General features: G+C 71.4%; 20 protein-coding genes. 8 read left to right on the forward strand and 12 right to left on the reverse strand.

Annotated elements, in window-relative coordinates:
* Window positions 1-2: 2 nt before the first annotated feature.
* Window positions 3-989: an ABC transporter permease gene (locus tag ACFVT1_RS08310; protein WP_389793572.1), complete on the reverse strand. Its 987-nt coding sequence runs from the start codon at window positions 987-989 to the stop codon at window positions 3-5.
* Window positions 989-2,599, reverse strand: a complete 1,611-nt coding sequence (locus tag ACFVT1_RS08315; protein ID WP_389793573.1) for an ABC transporter substrate-binding protein — start codon at window positions 2,597-2,599, stop codon at window positions 989-991. Before ACFVT1_RS08315 ends, ACFVT1_RS08310 begins: the two co-directional genes overlap by 1 nt.
* Window positions 2,600-2,811: 212 nt before the next feature.
* On the opposite strand from ACFVT1_RS08315, the gene ACFVT1_RS08320 reads away from it, so the two are divergent.
* Window positions 2,812-3,378 carry a DUF4291 domain-containing protein gene (locus tag ACFVT1_RS08320; RefSeq protein WP_389793574.1) on the forward strand — a complete coding sequence of 189 codons (567 nt, stop codon included), beginning with the start codon at window positions 2,812-2,814 and terminating at the stop codon, window positions 3,376-3,378.
* Between the two features lie 435 nt (window positions 3,379-3,813).
* Window positions 3,814-4,620 (forward strand): SAM-dependent methyltransferase, encoded by an 807-nt coding sequence (locus tag ACFVT1_RS08325; RefSeq protein ID WP_389793575.1) that lies wholly within the window; start codon window positions 3,814-3,816, stop codon window positions 4,618-4,620.
* Between the two features lie 130 nt (window positions 4,621-4,750).
* Here the strand turns inward: ACFVT1_RS08325 and ACFVT1_RS08330 are convergent, their stop codons facing one another.
* Entirely contained in the window at window positions 4,751-5,260 is a 510-nt protein-coding gene (locus tag ACFVT1_RS08330; RefSeq protein WP_389793576.1) for a DUF664 domain-containing protein, read from the reverse strand.
* A gap of 209 nt (window positions 5,261-5,469) precedes the next feature.
* Between ACFVT1_RS08330 and ACFVT1_RS08335 the strand changes: the two genes are divergently transcribed.
* Window positions 5,470-6,393 carry an aminoglycoside phosphotransferase family protein gene (locus ACFVT1_RS08335; protein WP_389793578.1) on the forward strand — a complete coding sequence of 308 codons (924 nt, stop codon included), beginning with the start codon at window positions 5,470-5,472 and terminating at the stop codon, window positions 6,391-6,393.
* 236 nt (window positions 6,394-6,629) lie between these two features.
* On the opposite strand, the gene ACFVT1_RS08340 is transcribed toward ACFVT1_RS08335, so the two are convergent.
* The 5 genes from ACFVT1_RS08340 to ACFVT1_RS08360 form a co-directional block, all read right to left on the reverse strand.
* A complete protein-coding gene (locus ACFVT1_RS08340) occupies window positions 6,630-8,249 on the reverse strand; it encodes an APC family permease (protein ID WP_389793579.1) in 1,620 nt (539 codons plus the stop codon).
* Between the two features lie 190 nt (window positions 8,250-8,439).
* Window positions 8,440-9,450, reverse strand: a complete 1,011-nt coding sequence (locus tag ACFVT1_RS08345) for an MsnO8 family LLM class oxidoreductase (protein WP_389793580.1) — start codon at window positions 9,448-9,450, stop codon at window positions 8,440-8,442.
* A gap of 173 nt (window positions 9,451-9,623) precedes the next feature.
* The gene (locus tag ACFVT1_RS08350; RefSeq protein WP_389793581.1) at window positions 9,624-9,815 is read right to left on the reverse strand and encodes a DUF6381 family protein; all 192 of its coding nucleotides are present in this window, start codon (window positions 9,813-9,815) and stop codon (window positions 9,624-9,626) included.
* An 86-nt stretch (window positions 9,816-9,901) separates the two neighbouring features.
* Complete coding sequence (locus tag ACFVT1_RS08355; RefSeq protein ID WP_389793582.1) at window positions 9,902-10,573, reverse strand: response regulator; 672 nt, start codon at window positions 10,571-10,573, stop codon at window positions 9,902-9,904.
* 183 nt (window positions 10,574-10,756) lie between these two features.
* Window positions 10,757-11,215: a hypothetical protein gene (locus ACFVT1_RS08360; protein WP_389793583.1), complete on the reverse strand. Its 459-nt coding sequence runs from the start codon at window positions 11,213-11,215 to the stop codon at window positions 10,757-10,759.
* A 473-nt stretch (window positions 11,216-11,688) separates the two neighbouring features.
* Here ACFVT1_RS08360 and ACFVT1_RS08365 point away from each other — a divergent pair, with 473 nt between their 5' ends.
* From ACFVT1_RS08365 to ACFVT1_RS08380, 4 genes are all read left to right on the forward strand, one after another.
* A complete protein-coding gene (locus ACFVT1_RS08365) occupies window positions 11,689-12,012 on the forward strand; it encodes a hypothetical protein (protein ID WP_389793584.1) in 324 nt (107 codons plus the stop codon).
* A 90-nt stretch (window positions 12,013-12,102) separates the two neighbouring features.
* Window positions 12,103-12,555 (forward strand): GNAT family N-acetyltransferase, encoded by a 453-nt coding sequence (locus ACFVT1_RS08370; protein WP_389793585.1) that lies wholly within the window; start codon window positions 12,103-12,105, stop codon window positions 12,553-12,555.
* Between the two features lie 340 nt (window positions 12,556-12,895).
* Window positions 12,896-13,960 carry a tetratricopeptide repeat protein gene (locus tag ACFVT1_RS08375; protein ID WP_389793586.1) on the forward strand — a complete coding sequence of 355 codons (1,065 nt, stop codon included), beginning with the start codon at window positions 12,896-12,898 and terminating at the stop codon, window positions 13,958-13,960.
* Complete coding sequence (locus tag ACFVT1_RS08380; protein WP_389793587.1) at window positions 13,957-15,009, forward strand: polyprenyl synthetase family protein; 1,053 nt, start codon at window positions 13,957-13,959, stop codon at window positions 15,007-15,009. Before ACFVT1_RS08375 ends, ACFVT1_RS08380 begins: the two co-directional genes overlap by 4 nt.
* A 144-nt stretch (window positions 15,010-15,153) precedes the next feature.
* On the opposite strand, the gene ACFVT1_RS08385 is transcribed toward ACFVT1_RS08380, so the two are convergent.
* The 4 genes from ACFVT1_RS08385 to ACFVT1_RS08400 form a co-directional block, all read right to left on the reverse strand.
* Entirely contained in the window at window positions 15,154-15,846 is a 693-nt protein-coding gene (locus tag ACFVT1_RS08385; protein WP_389793588.1) for an RraA family protein, read from the reverse strand.
* A 398-nt stretch (window positions 15,847-16,244) separates the two neighbouring features.
* Window positions 16,245-16,841, reverse strand: a complete 597-nt coding sequence (locus ACFVT1_RS08390) for a hypothetical protein (protein ID WP_389793589.1) — start codon at window positions 16,839-16,841, stop codon at window positions 16,245-16,247.
* Window positions 16,842-16,942: 101 nt separating this feature from the next.
* Window positions 16,943-17,677 carry a 2OG-Fe(II) oxygenase gene (locus ACFVT1_RS08395; protein ID WP_389793590.1) on the reverse strand — a complete coding sequence of 245 codons (735 nt, stop codon included), beginning with the start codon at window positions 17,675-17,677 and terminating at the stop codon, window positions 16,943-16,945.
* Between the two features lie 12 nt (window positions 17,678-17,689).
* Window positions 17,690-17,941, reverse strand: a complete 252-nt coding sequence (locus ACFVT1_RS08400) for an MGMT family protein (protein WP_389793591.1) — start codon at window positions 17,939-17,941, stop codon at window positions 17,690-17,692.
* Between the two features lie 548 nt (window positions 17,942-18,489).
* Here ACFVT1_RS08400 and ACFVT1_RS08405 point away from each other — a divergent pair.
* Entirely contained in the window at window positions 18,490-19,536 is a 1,047-nt protein-coding gene (locus tag ACFVT1_RS08405) for an AI-2E family transporter (protein ID WP_389793592.1), read from the forward strand.
* Window positions 19,537-19,609: the final 73 nt, after the last annotated feature.

Below are 19,609 nucleotides of genomic sequence, written 5' to 3' on the forward strand. Positions count from 1 at the left end.
CGTCAACTCCCGCGGACGGTGGACTGGGGGTCGGCGACGGCCACGGCCACGTCGACGGCGAAGGTGATCAGCAGTGCGGCCGCCCCGTAGACCAGTACGACGCCCTGGACCAGCGGATAGTCCTTCTCGGTGATCGCCTGGACGATCGACGTGCCGAGGCCTGGCCAGGCGAAGACGTTCTCGACCAGTACGGTGCCGGCGAGCAGCGAACTGAACAGCAGGCCGCCCAGGGTGAGCGAGGAGGTGAGCAGGTTGGGCAGCGCATGGCGCAGATAGCGCAGCCGGGCCGGGAGCCGCTTCGCCCGCGCGGTCCGCATGTAGTCCTCGCCCAGCACCCGCAGGGTCTCGACCCGCACGATGCGCGACAGGGTCGCCGCCGGGACGACGGTGAGCGCCAGCACCGGCAGTACGTAGGAGTCCGGGCCGCCCTGCGAGGCCACCGGGAAGACCGGCCATGCCACCGCGAACGCCGCGATCAGGCCGACCGCCAGCAGGAACTCGGGCACCGCGCCCAGAAACCCGGTGACGCCGGTGAAGGCGAGCTCGCCACGCCGCCTGCGTCCGTCCTTGGTCAGCACGGCGGCCGTCATCCCGACCGGGATGGCGAGCAGCAGGATCAGCACGAAGGCGGGAACGGCGATCTGCAGGGTGGCCGGGAGCCGGCTGGAGATGATCTCGGAGACGGGCATCTGGGCGCCGATGGAGTCACCGAGCCGCCCCTGGAAGAGGTGGCCGACGAAGTCGCCGTACTGCTTCAGCAGCGGCTGGTCCAGGCCGAGCGAGTGCCTGCGGGCGGCGATCAGCGCCGGGTCGGCGGCGGTGCCGAGCGACGAGCGCACCGGGTCGCCGGGGATCAGATGGATCATCGCGAACGCGGCCGTGACCAGTGCCGCCAGCGACACCACCAGCCGCCAGGCGCGGCGCAGGGCGAAGCCGACCCAGGGACTGCGGACCGTCGCACCCACGGAGTTCAGGGTGATCGTCGCCATCAGCCGGCGCTCCGCCGCAGCGTGCTGGGGACGACGCCGCCGCCGTCCACCTGGAAGGTGATGCCCTTTCCGTAGTAGCGGACGGGCCTGCTGACGATCGGCACGATGTCGACGTGCTTGACCAGGGCGGCGTCGGCCGCTTCCCACAGGGCGCAGCCCGAGGCGCCGGGCTTCGCCGCGGCCTGCGCGGCGAGGCGGCGGTAGTCGGGGTTGTCGATGGAGCCGAAGTTGTTGCCCTTCGGCGGCGGCGGCCCGTCGTAGAACTGGGTCAGCTGGTCCGGGAGCGCGACTCCGATGGGCGCCCACGCCACGTCCCAGTCGCCGCCGCTGAGGGTGCTGAGGATGCTCGACGAGCCGGTGGGTTTCGCGGACGCCTTCACACCGAAGGACGTCCACTGCTGAACGGCGAGTTCGACCGCCGAGGCGACCTGCGGGCCCTGACTGGTCGGGTAGCTGAGCCCGACGGCGAGCGGTTTGCCGTCCTTGGCCCAGGTGCCGCCGCTCTTCGCCCAGCCGGCCGCGGTGAGTGCGGCGGCGGCCTGCCCGGTGTCATGGGCGGGCAGGTTCCCGGTCACCGTGTCTCCGGAACAGGGAGTGGGGGCGGTCTCACCGATGCCGGTGGCGGGCTTGCCCTTCCCGCCGGTGGCGACGTTGGCGAGCTGCTCCAGGTCCAGTACGGAGACCAGAGCCCTGCGTACGGCCGGGTCGGCGGTCGGGCGGCCGGCTGCCTGGTTGAACAGGAACTGCCCGGACAGCGCCTCGGAACTCTCGTTCTTCACCTTGGCCGCGTCCAGCCGGTCCTGATCGGCGCCGTTGATCACGGCCCCGTTGATCTGCCCGGCCATCAGGAGGTTGGCCGCGGTCGACTCGTTGGCGACCACCTTGAAGACGAGCTTGCCGGGGAGGTCCGTGGCGTGGGATCCCCCGGGCCCCCAGGTGTACTTGTCCCGTTTGACGTACGTGTAGTGGTCGCCCGGAACCGCTTCGGTCAGCCGGTACGGTCCGCTCGCGGCAGTGGCCTTGGCCAGCGCGGCCGGTGATGCGAGGCTCTTCTTGCAGAGCAGCGGCAGCAGCCGGGACATCTCCACGACGAACGGCGCGGGCTTCGTCGTGGTGACGGTGACGGTCCGGCTCGCCCTGTCGGCCTTCGCCACGGCGGTGACGGGGACGGAGAGCCCCAGCAACGGCGACTGGTTCTTCGGATCGGCGATGTGGTTGTACTCGGCGGCCACATCGTCCGCGGTGAGCGGCGATCCGTCCTCGCAGGTCACCCCGGATCGGATGGTGAACTGCGCGGAGGCGGCCGTGGCGGACCATTTCTCGGCCACACCGGATACGACCTTGCCGTCGGCCGCGATGTGCACGAGCGTGTCGTACGAGAAGGAGTTCATCGACAGTGCGGTGCCGGCCAGCGCCATCGTGGGGCTGAGAGTGCCCGGATCGGCGGCCACGGCGAACACCACCGCCGACCCGCCGGCACCGTTGGCGGCCGAGCCGCCACCGCACGCGGCCGCGGTGGCGACCACGCCCAGGACCGTGGCCGTCGCAGCCGCCGACCGGGTCCCTCGCCTCGTTCTGCTTCTCGTCTCCGAGCCTGCGGTGCTGGCCATGGTCACCTCCGAGGGAGCGGCACGCCGCCGCCGAGTGAAGGAACCTTAGGCAGCCGTGCAGCGGGGCCGAATGGTGGCGCCGCACGAAAAACCGCCTCGCCCACGGTGCGCCGCGACGAAGACGTACACAAGGGTGCGAGGGCATGAACAGTCCGGTCGGCGGAGCGAAAACCCGTTCGCGACGGAATCGGGCGCCTGGCAGCCTGTGGCGCATGACTGCCCAGTACCAGGTGCGCGCCCACTTCGATGCCGAGACGATGGTGGTCTACCAGGCCTATTCACCGGCGGTCGCCGATCCGTCCCTGCGGGCGAAACGGTTCGTGACGCCGTTCTCCTTCAACCGGATGACCTGGATCAAACCGTCGTTCCTGTGGCTCATGCATCGCAGCAACTGGGCGCAGAAGCCGGGGCAGGAGCGCATCCTGGCGGTACGGATCACCCGTGCCGGATGGGAGGAGGCTCTCTCCCGGGCCGTGCTGACGACGGCCGACCCGGCGGCCGTCGGCCGGGCCCCCGTACACGTCCAGTGGGATCCGGAGCGCTCGCTTCGCGGGGCGGCCCTCAATCACTACAGCATCCAGGTCGGAATCGGACGCGGGCTGATCCGCACCTTCGCGGAGGACTGGGTCGTCGACCTCACCGACGTCACCCCGCAGGCCCGCAAGATCGCGGCACTCAGGCAGGGCGGCCGGTCCGCCCAGGCCCGGCGGCTGCTGCCGCCCGAGCGGATCTACCCGGTGCCGAGGGACTTCGCGAGGAATCTCCTCATCGACGGATGAGCACCGGGCCCCGCACCGGCCTCGGCCCGTTCACTCGAGGCGTCCCCAGGAGGCGGTCCGGCCGATCGCTCCCAGCCGCCACGCCAGACCCACCGCGCGCCGCAGTTCCGCCTTCGTCCGGCCGTTCCCCGGTCCACGATCTCCGGCGCGTCACGTTGCATCGCGCCGTCCCATCACCGCGGCCGGCCGGCCTCCGCCTGGTTGATGCGGAACGTGCGACGACGGCGATGTTGCCGCTCCCGGCAGTCAACCCCTTGGCCTGGAAGGGAGACCGGCACCGGAATCATCACCTCCACCGCGCCTCGCGGCTGTTGACCGGCTGTCCGCGGATCCTCTCCCCGGTTGTGCGTCCGGCCGGAGGCGCAACCCCCTTCGCGTCCTCGGTGGCGATCAATACCTCAGGCATGTGCCGGAGGCATATGTGAAGATCTGGCCATGAGTACATCTTCGCAGTCGCCGGCCGACAGGCTTCAGACGGACCGGCCGCACTCGGCACGCGTATGGAACTACCTGCTGGGCGGCAAGGACAACTACACCGTCGACCATCAGATGGGCGACATGATCCTCAAGACGTTTCCGGACTTCGCCGACATCGCCCGGCTTCAGCGTGCCTTTCTGGCCCGCGCCGTGCGCTTCCTGACCGCGGAGGCGGGCATCCGTCAATTCCTCGACATAGGCACGGGCCTGCCCACGGCCGACAACACGCACGAGGTCGCCCAGCGGGTGGCCCCGGAGTCGAGGATCGTGTACGTCGACAACGACCCGCTCGTCCTGACCCATGCCCGTGCTCTGCTCGCCAGCACCCCCGAGGGCGCGTGCGCGTACATCGACGCCGATGTGAGGGACGTCGACGCGATCCTTGCCGAAGCGGCCAGGACACTGGACTTCAGCCGGCCGATCGGGCTGACCATGCTCGGGATCATGGGCCAGCTCCCCGATGAGGACGACCCGTGGTCGCTGGTCGACCGGCTGCTGGACGCACTCCCCTCGGGAAGTTACCTGGCCCTCAGCGACGGCACGAACACGAGTGAAGCGCTGAACCTGGCCGTTGCCTCCTACAACGCCAATTCGGCCAGCTCGTACCATCTGCGCAGCCCGGAACGGATCGCCGACTTCTTCCACGGCCTGGAGTTGGTGGAGCCGGGCGTCGTCAGGACGTCGACCTGGCGCCCCGACCCCGCCCAGAGCCCGGCGGACGCCCAGCAGGGGCACGCGGTGAGCGGCATTGGCCTCAAGGTCTGAAAGGCCGGGCCCCCGGACGCCGAGGCCATGTGGTCCATGACCTCGGCCCCGGAGGACCAGGGGGGCCGGCACGGGCGTCGGAGCACACCGACGCCCCGAGCGGGCAACGGGCTTGCGCCCGAGGGGAGTTCTACCGGCGTTCGAGCGAGCCCCGGACGAAGGCCGCCTGGCCTGCGTGCTGCAGGTCGTCCGCGATGACGCTGATCAGGCGGACCCCGAGAGTGACCGGCGGCGACCACGCCTCGTCGACGACGCGGTTCAGTGCCCTGCCGTCGAGTCCGCCGAGGAAATCGAGGGTCTGTTCATGGACGTCGTCGTAGTAGCCGAGCAGGAGTTCGGGCGAGCCCACCCGCACGGCCGCGACGTCCGCATCGCTGTGTCCGTACCCGGTGGCATTCTTCTCGAAGGGCAGGTCGAAGCGGGAGGCCCAGTCCCGGGTGAACCAGACCTGCTCGATGCCGGCCGCATCGGAGACGTGGTCGTCCTGAATTCGGGTGAGGTGCCACACGAGCCAGGCGATCGTGTTCGCTCCGGCGTCGAGGCGGGCATGGAGGTCGGTGGGTGACAGCCCCTCGACCGCCGAGTGCACCGTCTCCTGGACGCGGTTGAACGCGTCCGTCACAAGGTCAACGCTGTTCATGCCTTCACGATCCCCGTTCTTCCGCTCGTCTCCTGCCATCGACACGCGCCGCACCCCGACGTGTCGTGCGGTCATCGCCCTTGACGCGCGGGGCAATTCGGCGTCCCGGGTAGCATGGAGGCATGCTTTGACGCCTGCCCGGAATCCGGGCACCCCCGACCTCCTTCGTACCTGAGCGAACCCGATTCCGGCGAAGGAGAAGAACCGACATGAGCACGACGAACCCCATCGACGTCCCCGAAGCGTTCGCCGCGTTGTACGAACGGCACAGCGGCGCGTCCGGCCGTGCCTGGATCACCGCACTGCCGGGGCTGGCCGCGGAGTTCCTGGACCGTTGGACGCTGCGGCCGGACGGCCCTCCAGGACATGGCATGGCCTCACTCGTACTGCCTGTGACCCGCGCCGACGGTGCACTCGCGGTGCTGAAGCTCCAGCAGGTCACCGAGGACAACATCGACGCCGCACCGGGCCTGCGGGCCTGGAACGGCAACGGAGTGGTGCACCTGCTCGACCACGACCCGGACACCGGCACCATGCTGCTGGAACGGCTGGACGCGGCCCGGCCGCTGTCGTCGGTGGCCGACGACGGCGCCGCCTTGCAGATCCTGGCCGAGCTGATGGCCCGCCTGGTCGCGGTACCCGCGCCACAGGGCTTCCGGCACCTGGCCGACATCGCCGCGGCCATGCTCGACGAAGTACCCCGTGCCGTGCCGGGTCTGCGCGACCCCGCCGAGCGGCGGCTGGTGCGCACCTGCGCGGCCGCGGTCGCCGAACTGATCGGCGAACCCGGCGACCGCTTGCTGCACTGGGACCTGCACTACGACAACATCCTCGCCGGGCAGCGGGAACCCTGGCTGGCCATCGACCCCGAACCCCTGGCCGGCGACCCCGGGTTCGAGCTGCTGCCCGCGATGGACAACCGCTGGCAGGAGGTCGTGGCGACCGGCGACGTGACACGCGCGGTGCTCCGCCGCTTCGACCTGCTGACCGAGGTACTCGGCCTGGACCGGCAACGAGCGACGGGCTGGACGCTCGGTCGCGTCCTCCAGAACGCGCTGTGGGACATCGAGGACGGCAGGACCGCGCTGGAGCCGGCCCAGGTCGCCATCGCCACAGCCTTGTTGAACCGCTAGGACCTCTCGTTGTTGAACCGCTGGGACCTCTCGTTCGGGATCAGGCCGGGCTCGCGGGGGCCGGCCTGATCCGAACGGAAGACCCTGGGCGCGGAACCGGCCGGGGCCGGCCGGTGGTCCTCACCGGCACCCGGCCGGAGGTGCCGGGAACCCTCGATTTCCCTCATGTGCCGTCGGGGGCCGGTCGTTGGCAGGGCCACCGGGACCTTCCGGGACCTGCCCCTCGCGATTTCCGTTCAGGCCGCGGGGGCCGCGGTTGCCGGGGCCTCGGCCGTTCCGAGGTGGTCGGCGCCCGAGCGCACGGCCCATACGAAGACACCGAGGGACACGGCCCCGACCGCCACGGAGTCGTAGGGTGCCGGCAGCCGCCCCGAGCCGCCGAAGGTACCGAGCCAGGACAGTACGGTCAGCGCGGCCAGATGGACGACCAGCCAGGCACCGTGGCGCAACTGGGCACGTGCCGAAGGCCCTTCGGCACGACGCTGCTGGAACAGGAACAGCGGGACACCGAGCAGAACGAGCGGCAGGGCGAGCCGCAGGTCGTGCCAGCCCGACCAGAAGACGAACTCGGCGGCCACGACGAAACTGACCGGCGCGATCCAGCGCACCCCCGGCACCTCGCCCGCCCTCCGCGGCACCCCGCTCCCGCGCTCGTGTGCCCGGAACACAGCGACGGCGACGGCCGAAGCCGCGTAGGTCAGCAGATACATGTCGCCCATCACACTCACGATGTCCTGCCAGCCGCCGAAGGGCAGCATGAAGACGACGATGACGGCGAGGTTGAGCACCAGTGCCCGGTGCGCCATGCCGGAACGGGCATCGATCCGCATGAAGTAGCGGGGCAGCAGTCCGTTCTTCGCCAGGGCGTACGTGTGCCGGGCATCGATCGCCACCCCCACATAGGCCGAACCGCCGGGAGAGATCACCGCGTCCGCGTAGAGCAGCGTGGCCAGCCAGTGCAGATTGAGCACCAGGGCGAGCTGCCCGAACGGCGACTCGAAGTCGACTCCCTGCCAGCCGCCGCCGAGCAGGGACTCGGGCACCGTGAACAGGAACGCCAGTTGGAGCCCGAGGTAGACCAGCACGGCGAGGCCGATTCCGGTGAGGACGGCGGCCGGCACGTTGCGGCGCGGGTTGCGGGCCTCCCCCGAGAAGTCGAGCGGGGCCTGGAACCCGTTGACGGAGTAGACGATGCCTCCACCGGCGAGAGCGGTCAGACATGCCGCGTAGCCGTACGGCGCGAAGCCGCCGTGGTCGGTGAGGCGCCCGGAGTGCGTGCCCGAGAGGAACAGCGCGACGACCGTGACGACGGGGACGACGACCTTGAACACCGACACCAGGTTGTTCAGCCGGGCGAACATCCGCACGGCGAACCAGTTGAGCGCGGTCAACAGGACACTCAGCCCGACGGCCACACCGAGGCCCGGGGCACTGAGCCTTCCGCCCGCGTGCAGCCCCGGCAGATAGTGCGCGGCGTACTGCATGATCGCGCTGATCTCCGCCGCCGTCCCGCCGACCGACAGCAGGACGGACCAGCCGATCACCGTGCCGACCAGCCGCCCGCTCGCGTACAACGGCCAGCGCACGGTGCCGCCGCCCTCCGGACGGGTGGCCCCGAGTTCCACCATGACGAGGGCGACCAGGCCGCACAGCGCGCCGGCCGCGATCCAGGACAGCAGAGCGGCGGGGCCGGCGGTCCGGGCGGCGTACATGGCCGCGAACAGCCAGCCCGACCCCAGGATGTTGGAGAAGCCGATCGCGGTCAGGGCCCAGAATCCGAGCTCCTTGCGGAGTCGGCGCTCCTCGGCCAGCACGGCCGGGGTGGCGAGGGACTCCGCCGGCTGGTTCCGCGGCACGTGGCACGTCTCCTCGGATGGTCCGGGACATACGGGGGCCCAGCGTGCCACGTGTGACGGCGGGAACCACCGGAGGATTGCCGCGCGCTGCGCGGATACGGGCGATACGGGTGAGCGTCCCGCAGCCACCGGGTGCACCCCCGCAGGCGGCCCGGTGGGCAGCGACCGGGGCGGTCGGACGCCCTGGTGGTCAGACGGTCAGCTCCGCGATCCGGGCCAGCCGGCGCAAGGAGTCCGTCAGTGCCGCGCGGTCATAGGTGCTGGTGGTGACGAGCACCTCGTCCGCACCGGTCTCCTCGATGGCCGATTCGAGCGCTGCGGACACGTCCTCCTCCGTGCCATGGAGGTGACCGCGCAATCCGCTCTCGTAGAAGCCGCGTTCCTTCTCCGTCATGGCCAGCGCCTCGACCCGCTCGGCGGGGGCGAGCGGCGGGAACACGCCGTGCGCCCGGGAGTACGCCATGGCCCAGGCTTCCGGAATCAGGAGGCGCCGGGCCTCCTCCGGGGACCCCGCCGGCGCGATCGTGCCCGACACGACCACATAGGGCCGCGAGGCCCAGGAGGAGGGACGGAACTCCCGGCGATAGCGATCGATCGCCCGCAGCAGTTCCTCCCGGCCGCGGAGGTCCCCGACGACCAGTGGCAGCCCGGCCGCCGCCGCGATGCCCGCCCCCTCACCGACGGCCAGCACGAACGGGGGGACCCGCAGCCCCTCGGCGGGGCGGGCATGGACCTGCGGGTGGACGCTCTGCGTGCCGTCCAGCCAGCCGAGCAGCTCGGTGAGCTGCCCGGCGAACCCCTCAGCCGCCGCCTTGTCCCGGCCGAGCGCCTTGCGGACACCGCCGGTGAAGCCCACCGAGCGTCCGAGGCCCATGTCGATCCGGCCGGGGAAGAGGGACTCCAGGACCCCGAACTGCTCGGCCACCACCAGCGGTTGGTGATTGGGCAGCATCACACCGCCCGTACCGACCCGAATGGTGGAGGTCGCCGCCGCGACCGCCGCGGCCAGTACCGTCGGCGCCGACCCGGCGACCCCGGGCACACCGTGATGCTCGGACACCCAGAACCGGTGGTACCCGAGCGCCTCGGCCTCCTGGGCGAGGCGCACGGTGTCACGCAGCGCCTCCGGGCCGTCATGCCCCTCACGGGTGCGGGAACGGTCGAGTACGGAAAACCGGGTCGATGCGATCACAGAGCTCACGCCCTTGTTCAACGCGCGGCCTCTGCCAGGATTCCCCGGCCCGTGGACGGAACCGGCGCGCGGCCCCTGAACGGCGGCGCTCAGGGGCCGGCTGCGGCGGCGCGCCCATGGCGGCGGCGTGAAACGGCCGGGGCAGGCGGTCGCCGCCCGGCTCGACCGCCCCGCAGGGGCGACTACTCCATGGGGTAGATGTCCCCGCTCGCCATGCCGCTGACCTGGTCGCTCTCCGCTTCGATCCTGCGGGCCTTGTCCTTCAGGCGCTGGCGTTCCTTGGGGTCGGTGGTGCGCTCGGCGGCGTCCTGGAGGTCCTTCGCCTTGGCGCGCATCTCCTTTATGCGACCGCGGTATTCCTCTGACTCGCTCATGATCACTCCTTGGATCTGTGGGCGGAGCGGACCCCGCCACGGAACCAGGTTTTCCGGTACACCGCACTCCGGGCAGTTACCCACCGTTACGCATGCGGCAACGGAGGGCCATCCGTCAGCCCGGCGTCCCGGGCGGCCAGAGCCGCTCGGACACGGTTGCCCACTCCCAGAGTAGTCAGGATGCGACTCACATGAGCCTTCACCGTGCTCTCGCTCGTCCGGAGCCCGTCGGCGATCTCCGCATGGGTGGCGCCCTCGGCCAGCAGCGCCAGCACATCCCTCTCGCGCGGTGTCAGGCGCCCCACCCTGCCCCGGGCAGCGGCGGCGCCCGGCCGGGCGCCGCGGTGGTAGCGGTCGATCAGCCGTCGGGCGGCGGTCGGGTGCAGCATCGCCGATCCGCCGGCCACGACATGCACGGCCCGCAGAATCTCCGCGGGGTCCGAGTCCTTGAGCAGAAACCCGTCGGCGCCCGCCGCCAGCGACTCGTACACGTATTCGTCCAGGTCGAAGGTGGTCAGCGTGATGATGCGCGGCGGGTGGGGCAGCAGGCGCAGCCGTTCGACCGCCGCGATGCCGTCCATCCGGGGCATCCGTATGTCCATGAGGGCTACATCCACTCGGTGCGCTGCGGCTGCCGCCACCGCCTGGAGTCCGTCGGCCGCCTGAGCGACGACCTCGACGCCGGAGTCGGTCGCCAGCAGGTCGGTCAGAGCCAGGCGGACCAGGGCGTCGTCGTCGACCACCATCGTTCTGATCACCGCGCTCACCACCGGGCTCCCGTCCGGAACCATCCGCTGCGTCTCGCGGACCGTGCCACCGGCATCTCTCCGGTCTCCTTCCGCACCGGCGTTCCGCGAGCGCCGTTCGGCGTCCGCTCCCTGTCCCCGCCCTGTGCGTGCAGGGGCGATCGGCCGCTGCCGGTCCGGGCGCCGGCTGACCCTTCAGCCCCGGGTCCGCCGCCGGGGACACCGGGACGCGCACCCGTCCGCCCAGCGGAGGTCCGCGGCCAGGAATCCGAGTCCGATACCCAGCATCCAGGAATCCTTGGCCAGCGGGACGCCGTTCTCGGTGGGCCGCAGGCTGCCGGGCTTCCGCATCCCCGGCACCCGCAGGTAGAGACCGAGCAGGCCGCTGGAGAACCCTGTCAGTGCCAGTCCGGCCAGCCGGGTCGGCACGAAGGGGGTGAGCAGGGTTCCGCCGACCGCGATCTCCGACCAGGCGAGCAGCCGGGTGAATCGTCCGGCTTCGATCTTCTTCAGGAACGGGTAGGCGATACAGGCCATGCCGTGCACGCCCTGCGCCGTCTCGTCGTCCGCCTTCAGCTTGCCCAGGCCGGAGTTCAGGATGAACGCACCGACGGCCAGGCGAGGGGCCACATCACGTGGTTCGAGCGTCGTCATGGGAGCCTCCGTCGTTCTGGTACTCGGCCCCTCGTCGAGCTTAACCAGAAGGCGTCGGCGGCGCTTCGCAGGGCGTCCGACCACGCCCTGTGCGGTGCGCCGCCAGGCGGTCCGGCCTCCTGTCGCCGCCGCCGCGTTGCCCGTGACCGGCCGGCCCCGGTCCATCGTCTTCGAGGTGGTGCTCAAGCAGCTTGCGAAGCGTGGTGAGGGGCGGATATCAGGGCAGAGCGCATCCGGAGACTGCCCTGGGATCCACAGCATCGGAGTGACGTACGGGCTGCGTGCCGGGATGTAAGCGATTGCCGCGAATCCACGAGAGCTTCCCTCGTGTTTCTGTCCTTTACCACGGCCAGAGCCTGCGGAGGCATCAGTAACCGCTCACGTTCTCGGGGTGCCGCGGAAGGTGATGGCAGCGCCGAATCACTTGCGGTCGTGCGACTCGGCGGAAGTCGATGTCAGGTAGTTTTGGCCGGATGACGACGTATTACCGGAACGAGCAAGCGGCAAAGGACCAGCCGGCGCTGATGCCCGTGCGGTCCCAGGACGTGGACGAGGGCTACCGGCTCGTCGACCCGGGCGGTGTCCTGACGGCCGTGGTGGAACACGTGCAGTGGGTCGACAACCACCCGGCCGGCCCGGACACGCATGCGGTCGTCTCCTTCGAGGACGGCTCTGACATCGAGTTCCCGTTCGACGTTCCTCTCACCGTCGTCTGGCACGACGAGCGGCGCCCCGTTCTCCGGACCGATCTCGCCGCGGTCGCCCCCGCCTCGTGGGGCAGGCCGCTCGGCAGTTGACGCGTGGAGCCGAGGACCCGGCGCCGGTCCGACGCGCGTGCGCGCAAAACGCGCTTGACGTGTGGTCATGCGTGCGGATTCCCTGCCCCGGTGAGAAACCTTCGAATCGAACAGCCGGACAGTGACGCCGCTCTCAAGGACTGGCAGCACGTCCACAACGCGATCATCCCCACCGCACCCTTGCCCCTGGACGAAGTCCGTGAGCGCGCTCGGCGCAACCACTTGGAGGTTGCGTATCTCGACGACGTCCTGGTGGGGTGTTCGACCGTGCGTCCGCCGACGAGTGCCGCGGATTCCGGGCCGACGACCGTCACAGTGATCGCCCGCGTGCTCGCTCCTCACCGCCGGCAGGGCTTCGGCGCGGAACTCTACGCGCGAGGACTGGATCGAGCGCGGGCGTCCGGCGCCGACACCATCGAGACGGTCGTCCTCTCCTCCAACGCCGACGGGCTGCGGTTCGCACTGGCGCACGGGTTCGTCGAGGTCGAGAGGTACCTGCTGCCCGGCGACAGCATCCCCTGGGTCGAGCTGCGAATGCCCTGACCGGCCCGGCCAGCCCCAGCCGCCCCGCACACCCGCGGCCGGGCGGGGGCGACTCGACACCGGCCTCCTGCACGGGGCCACCGCCCCCTGGCGCGAAGGCCACCACTCATCTGACGCAGCGTCACGGGACGTCGCGACGAGCGATGTTCGACTTCTGTTGACCGCGGAGCAACCTCGGACACACGAGCACCGTCTTGATCTACAGCAAGGCGGTTCGCCGCAAGTGACAAGCCCCCCACCACGAGTGCCCGGGGCCGACCACCAGTCGACTATGCACTTCATGTATACATGAAGAGAATAGTCGCTCTGCCGTCGGCCCGGCCACGCGCGAAAGGCTCCCATGCACAGCAAGGCACTGGCGCCCGAGTACCAAGGCGCCCTCACCAAGATGTCGGTGAACTCCTCTCTCACGGATGTACTGGCAGAAGGAGTACGCCACTTGAGGGAGGCCGAACTCACCGGGTCGCAGCAGGAAGTGGCGCGGTGCGGGCTGGCAGTGGCCGAAGCACATCGCAGGCTCGGCAACGTGAAGGACGCGGATCGGGCCTGGAAGGCCAGTTACCGGGCCGCCCGCTCGGCCGGTGACCAGGGAGCGATGGCCTGGGCCCTGTGGAGCGGCGGGACACTCGCCCGGCAGCGCGGTGAACTCCGGCTCGCCTTCAGGCTGTTGGGCCTCGCAGCCGACATGGGGAAACGCGGCGGGGACATCGTCGCCCGTGGCTACTCCCTCGCCGGCCTTGCCGAGACCGGGCGAATACAGGGCGACTACCGGACCGTTGCGGCTCTGCACGAACAGCTGCTCGCCGAGGCGCGTGCCCGTGGCGAGGCACGCCACACCGTGTGGGCCCTGGAGGGCATCGCACAGATCCACCGCAACACCGGATCGCTCGACAGCGCCCTGGCCATGTTCGAGGAGGCGGCCGAACTGGCCGGGAACGCGGACGACCGGCGCGGCCGGGCATGGGCCCTGCGGGGCATGGCGGACATCGTCTCCCTGCGGGACGACGACCCGGAGCGCGCACTCACCCTGCTCTCGGAAGCCGAACTCACGTGCCGTGAGATGAAGTTGTCCAGTGCGCTCGCGTACAACCACAAGATGCGTGCCAACGTGTTCTACCGCGCCGGCCGATACGAGGAGGCGCGCGAGGTCTACGAGGAGGCGCTCGCCGAATTCCGTGCCATGACCGAACCCCGGGGTGAGGCGCTGGCCCGGCTCGGTCTCGTCAAGTCGCTGGCCCGGCTGGGCCGCGACCTCGACGAGACCGCCGCCGACCTGGACGAACTGCGCCGCACCCTCAGCCGGATCGGGCTGCTCAACGCCCGGGACATGGTGGACAAGGCGTACGCCGAACTCGGTGTGGCGCCGGTCCGCGGACGGACGCACGAGGAAAGCGGACAGCGATGACACCAGGGTCCGCAACCCAGCAGGCCCCGGCACCGCAGATCCTCGCCCGCTGCCGGGACCTCGTACGCCCGGCGCTCGTGCAGGCCGTGCAGCGTCTGCACCCGTGGCACACGGAAATGGCCGCCTTCTCCCTCGGGTGGGTCGCGGCGGACGGCAGTCCCGTCCCGGGCTCTCAGGGCAAGGGCGTACGCCAGGCTCTCGCGCTGCTCGGCGCCGAAGCCGCCGGGGCACCCGCGGAGGAGGCTGTCGTCGGCGCGGTCGCCGTCGAGCTGATCCATGTCTTCTCCCTCCTCCACGACGACATCATGGACGGCGACGAGACCCGCAGGCAGCGCGCCACCGTCTGGAAGGAGTACGGAACCGGCCCCGCGATCCTGGCGGGCGACGCGCTCTTCGCACTGGCTGTACAGACGCTGGCCGAGGCACCCGGTGTCCACGGCGCGGTGGCGGTGCGGCATCTCGCCGCAATGCTGACCGACCTGGTGCGCGGTCAGGCCGAGGACCTGCTCTTCGAGACCCGTCCCTGGACCGGACCCGAAGCGGTGAGCCCGCAGGAGTACCGGTCGATGGCCGAGCACAAGACGGGCGCGCTGCTCGGCTGCGCGGCGGGGCTGGGCGGAGTGCTGGCCGGAGCCCCGGCCTCGACCGTCGACGCCCTCGCCGGGGCCGGGCGGCATCTCGGCGTGGCGTTCCAGGCCGTGGACGACCTCCTCGGAATCTGGGGAGATCCGGAGGTCACGGGAAAACCCGTGCACGGGGATCTGCGCCGGCTGAAGAAGACGTACCCCGTGCTCGCGGCCCTGGCCGCCGGCCACCCCGCCGCCCGGCGCCTCGCCGCACTTCTCGGCACCGGCGATCCGCTCGATGCCGCCGGCGCCCGGCGGGCAGCCGATCTCGTCGAGGAAGCCGGTGGGCGCACCGCGACCCTGGCCGAGGCGCAACAGCACCTGGACAGCGCGCGTCGCAGCCTGGAAAGCGTTCCGTTGGCCCCGGCCGCGCTCGGTGACATCCTCGCGCTGCTTCCGTTCCTCGTGGACCGCACCATGTGACCCGGCGCGGGGCCCCGGCCTCTCCCCCGGATGTCCCGTCGGCGTGCCGGTGGCGGCAGCCCCGCCACCGTTCTCCGGCCACCGGCACGTCCTGGACGGCGCCCGGAGAGCGGGCCGGCCGCCCGTGAACCCGCCGGGCGCGGGCTACTCCTCGATGGCCCCGCCGGTCCGCCGCAGGTGCTGCCGGAAGGTGTACGAGGGATCGGCCGAGCGCCGTGCCAGGTAGTCGTCGAAGGACGTCTGGTCGCGCAGTGTCTCGCCCGCCCCGATCCTGCGGGCCTGCTCTCGCTCGGTCCGCCGGATCGCGTGCGCGGTCGTCAGCACTTCCTCGGCGCGTTCGGCCGGGACGAACAGCACGCCGTCCTCGTCGCCGAGGACGAGGTCCTCCCCGCTCACCAGGTGCGGGCCGAAGCGTGCCGTGGCCAGGGCCTCGGGCTCCCGCTCGTCCAGCCGGACCGGGCCGAGCGGGTGGTTGCCGTAGCTGAACACGGGAAGGCCGACCTCCACCAGTTCCGGCGTGTCCCGGTGCAGCCCCCACACCACCAGGGCTGCCACGCCCGCCGCCTCGGCCTCGAGTACCGCCAGGTCACCGATGCATGCCTCGTCCGACCGGCCGCCGTTGTCGATGACCAGCACGTCACCCTGCCGGGCCCTGCCGAACGCCTCCAGGAACACGTCCACGCTGCCGTAGTGCCGCACCGGCAGGGCCCGGCCCGCGATCCGGTGGCCGGGAATCAGGGCGCCGATGCCGGCCGGTGCGGCACGCAGCGGCACATCGACGCGGAGGCAGGCGTCGGCCACCAGTGGTGTGGACAGGTCGTCGAAGATCTTCAGCATGACGTTCTCCCTGGCACGGTGCCGTTGCCGCACCTCGGCGGCGGGCGACAACAGCGGGTCGGGGCCGCGATGTTACTGGCACGGGCTCAGCCCGTCGACGGGAGGACGGGAATCGTCAGCCGGTGAGCCGGACGATGAGGTCCTGGGCGATGGCCGCCGGGGACTTGAGGACTGCGCTTCACCGGTGTCGACGATGCGGGCGACGTCCGTATCGCCGGACCCCCGGCACAGCTGATGGGGCCCGGGACGGCACCTCTCGGGGCCCGACGGCTCGGGTGAAGGCCGTGGTGGCCTCCTATGTGCGCGCCCTGCACGGTCCCCGACGCCCACGCCACCAGCACCCTCGCTCCCGTGCCGTGCGCCGCACTGGCCGCCTTCCGCACCGACGTGCCGGGAACCTACCCGGGCACCCCGGAGCGCTGCGCGGATGCCACGTCCACCGGCGCGTAGCGAGTGGTCCAGCCGCGGCGCAGGTACCAGGTACCACCGTCGGCGAAGACGCCGCGCAGGCCGTGGACCGTGTCGGCACCGGCGAGTTCGACGAGCCGCGGGGCCGAGAGCGAGGCGAAACCGAAGGTGCGGGCCGGATCCCAGTCGGTGGAGTGGCGCAGCCGCCGGACGAGTTGGGCCGTGCCGAGCGGCGCGGCGGCCAGCACCCACGCGTCCGGGGCCTGGGCGGTCAGCCGCCGGGCGGGGCGGAGCCACGAGGCGGCGTCCTCGGGCCAGTCGACGACGGCGAGCACGTCCCGGTGCAGGGAGCCCCATGCGCGCACGAACGCCTGCGCGGCGGTACGGGATTCGGCGTCGCGCCCGTGCCCGACGGCGACGGACCGGATCCGCGAGCGGGGCGCGGTCAGCAGTCCGATGAGCGCGGTCAGTTCCGCTGCGGTGTGGGGAACGGGCCCGGGGCTGTCGGCGACGGGGGTGCAGAGCCTGGGCGAGCCGCTGCGCGCGGCGTCTTCGAGCGGGCTCCAGGCGTCCTCGACCGGGCTCATGGGGGCCTCCCCCGGGCTCCGCTTCCGCTTCTCCTTCCAGGGGGCGTACGCGTCCGGCAGGCACACCGCGCGCGGCCGGTGTCCGGCCTCGTCGCCGCCGTTCACGCGGCGTCGTGGAAGACGAGGCCGAGGGTGCGGCGCCGACCGGAGCGGACGGTGCTGACACCGTGCCGCATGGGCGCGGTCGACCAGCCGCGTCTGGAGGCCACGGGGCGGTCACGGGTGGTGAAGACCAGCCCGTGTCCCCGGAGGAGGGTGGTGGCCGTTCCCCGGGACTGGGCGCGGGGGCGCTGTTCGGTCATGAGGAACTCACCGCCGGTGTAGTCGGTGCCCGGCGTATCGAGTCCGATGACGACCTGGAGCGGGAAGAGCATGTCGCCGAAGACGTCCCGGTGCAGGGCGTTCCAGTCTCCGGCACCGTAACGCAGCAGGATCTGGGCGGACTTGGACTGCCCGGCCTCGTGGCACATGCCGAGCCACTCCTCCAGCCCGTCCGGCCACGGAGCGGGCCGCCCCAGCCGGGCGGCCCAGTCGCGGGCGATCGGCAGCAGGTGCGGGTAGAACGCTGCCCTCAACTCCCGTACCGTTTCGGGCAGATCATGGGTGAAGTAGCGGTACTGGCCGGAGCCGAAGCGGTGGCGGGCCATGTCGACGGTGGTGCGGAAGCGTTCGGTCTCGTCGTACAGACCGGCGATCGCGCGGCACTGGTCCGGAGTGAGCAGCTGTCTGGTCGGCGCGCTGCCGTGCGCGTCGACTTCGTCGGCGAGTGCGGTCCAGTCGGTGGTGTCGACCCGGTCGGTCGGGGTTCCGGTCGGATGTGGAGTGGTGTCGATCACGGGTCTGGTTCCTCAGTACGCGGTCGGTGGGAGGCCGGCCGACCGGGCGGCTGCCCGGCCGACGCCCCGGATGCCGCCTTGGGCGGCACCTTCGTGGAACAGCGGCCGCCGCGTGCGCTCCGTCCCTCCGGCGCGGCCTGCCGGGGGACCGTCCGCGCCGCTCACCCGGTGGAAGGGCCGGATGACCGGCAGGGGGTTCGCGCACTTCTCGCCGACGTGCAGCAGTCCACCCGGCGGGGCGTCCGTGGTCGTGCAGAGGATCATCGGGCATTCCTTCCGCGGGGTTCGTCGGTCCATGGACGATTCTGCGGCGCCCGGCCGGACTCGTCCGGCGGATTTCGGACGGCGCGTCCGGACCGGACGGCATGGCCGGGCACCCGAGGGCGGGCGGGCAGGAGGACGTGGCCCCCCTCCCCGCCCGCGGCGTTCGAGGACGATCCGTTCTCGGGGGTTCATGCCGGAGGATGCCGCGTCGGAGCGTCTTGACCGTGCCGCCGTCGACGGCGTGGTCCGCGCCGCATCCGCCGGGGCACGTCCCGGAGCGTCGAGTGACCCGTGACTCCGCCCGTGGGGTGACATCCCGCGCATGTCGCCGTGCCGCCCCGGAACGACGCGGCCCCTCCTGGTACCAGCAGGGAATGCCCAGGCCATCGCATCCGCAGCCCGACAACACGGACCCCGGCGTACCGTACGGAGGACGACGGCACCGGATCCGCGCCGCGTCACGCCGGGCGCTGCGCGGCGTGTCCCGCCCCGCAGCCCGGAACACGGGCGCGCGGAACGCGACGCCCGCCCCACGGGGCGAGCCGCGCGTGAACGCCGCACTCAGGACGGCCGCCGCCTACGCCTGGCGAATCCTCGTCGTGGGGGCCGTCGTGTACGCGGTCTTCTCGGTGGTGGGGCGGTTCCACGAGGTGGCGGCGGCCGTTTTCCTCGGCCTGGTCGTCACCGCGGTGCTGCGCCCCATCGCCGACCTCCTGGCTCGCCGGATGCCGCGAGCGCTCGCCGTCGCCGTGGCACTGCTCGGCAGCATCGTGCTCGTCCTCGGCGTGCTGAGCCTCGTCGGCGAGGTGGTCGCCGGAGAGCGCGCCGGACTGGAGCGGGAGTTCAGCGACGGACTCGGCAGGATCGAGCACTGGTTGGAGGGGCCGCCGTTCCGGCTGAACCGGGGAACGCTCGACGACCTCCAGTCCCATGTCGGACAGTTCCTGTCCGGCCATCGCGCCGCTCTCATCAGCACAGCCGTCAGTGGTCTGGGCCGGCTGGTGGAGGTGGTGACGGTCTTCGCTCTCGCGTTGTTCTGCTCGGTCTTCTTCATCCACTCGGGCGGTCGGCAGTGGGACTGGTTCTGCGACCAGCTTCCGGAGACGGCCCGGACCGGTGTGGTGATCGCAGGCCGGGCGGCGTGGCGGACGTTCACCGGGTACACCCACGGCATCATCCTGGTGGCGGCGACCAACGCCGTACTCGTGGGACTGGCCCTGTTCGTCCTCGGAGTGCCGCTGGCGCTTCCCCTGGCACTGCTGGAATTCTTCGCCGCCTTCATTCCGCTGGTCGGCTCGCCGATCGCCCTCTCGGTCGCCGCCGTGGTGGCTCTGGCGTCGAAGGGCCCGGTCGTGGCGGTCGTCGTCATCGCGCTGATCGTGGTGATCGGCCAGATCGAGGGACACCTCCTGCACCCGATCGTGATGAGCTGGGCAGTCCGCCTGCACCCGGTCGTGGTCGCACTCTCGGTGATCGGCGGCGCCATCGCGGCGGGGGTGCTGGGCGCGGTGGTGGCCGTACCGTTCGTATCGGTCGTCTGGTCGGTCCGTCAGGCCCTGCGCCGGGCGGGCGAGTCGGCGTGCTCGCAGGTGTGAGCGGTGCGCGAGGGCGGCGCGCGCCGAGGTGGCAGCGCGGCACCGGATCCGCGGGCCGTCCGGTCCGAGGCAG

It is taken from the genome of Streptomyces sp. NPDC057963 (assembly GCF_042887155.1).
In the GTDB taxonomy this organism is placed as follows: Bacteria; Actinomycetota; Actinomycetes; order Streptomycetales; family Streptomycetaceae; genus Streptomyces.

Coding starts and splice junctions, on each gene's coding strand:
- ACFVT1_RS08310 (WP_389793572.1), bottom strand. CDS start 989: ATGGCGACGATCACCCTGAACTCCGTGGGTGCGACGGTCCGCAGTCCC.
- ACFVT1_RS08315 (WP_389793573.1), bottom strand. CDS start 2,599: ATGGCCAGCACCGCAGGCTCGGAGACGAGAAGCAGAACGAGGCGAGGG.
- ACFVT1_RS08320 (WP_389793574.1), top strand. CDS start 2,812: ATGACTGCCCAGTACCAGGTGCGCGCCCACTTCGATGCCGAGACGATG.
- ACFVT1_RS08325 (WP_389793575.1), top strand. CDS start 3,814: ATGAGTACATCTTCGCAGTCGCCGGCCGACAGGCTTCAGACGGACCGG.
- ACFVT1_RS08330 (WP_389793576.1), bottom strand. CDS start 5,260: ATGAACAGCGTTGACCTTGTGACGGACGCGTTCAACCGCGTCCAGGAG.
- ACFVT1_RS08335 (WP_389793578.1), top strand. CDS start 5,470: ATGAGCACGACGAACCCCATCGACGTCCCCGAAGCGTTCGCCGCGTTG.
- ACFVT1_RS08350 (WP_389793581.1), bottom strand. CDS start 9,815: ATGAGCGAGTCAGAGGAATACCGCGGTCGCATAAAGGAGATGCGCGCC.
- ACFVT1_RS08360 (WP_389793583.1), bottom strand. CDS start 11,215: ATGACGACGCTCGAACCACGTGATGTGGCCCCTCGCCTGGCCGTCGGT.
- ACFVT1_RS08365 (WP_389793584.1), top strand. CDS start 11,689: ATGACGACGTATTACCGGAACGAGCAAGCGGCAAAGGACCAGCCGGCG.
- ACFVT1_RS08375 (WP_389793586.1), top strand. CDS start 12,896: ATGCACAGCAAGGCACTGGCGCCCGAGTACCAAGGCGCCCTCACCAAG.
- ACFVT1_RS08380 (WP_389793587.1), top strand. CDS start 13,957: ATGACACCAGGGTCCGCAACCCAGCAGGCCCCGGCACCGCAGATCCTC.
- ACFVT1_RS08385 (WP_389793588.1), bottom strand. CDS start 15,846: ATGCTGAAGATCTTCGACGACCTGTCCACACCACTGGTGGCCGACGCC.
- ACFVT1_RS08390 (WP_389793589.1), bottom strand. CDS start 16,841: ATGAGCCCGGTCGAGGACGCCTGGAGCCCGCTCGAAGACGCCGCGCGC.
- ACFVT1_RS08400 (WP_389793591.1), bottom strand. CDS start 17,941: ATGATCCTCTGCACGACCACGGACGCCCCGCCGGGTGGACTGCTGCAC.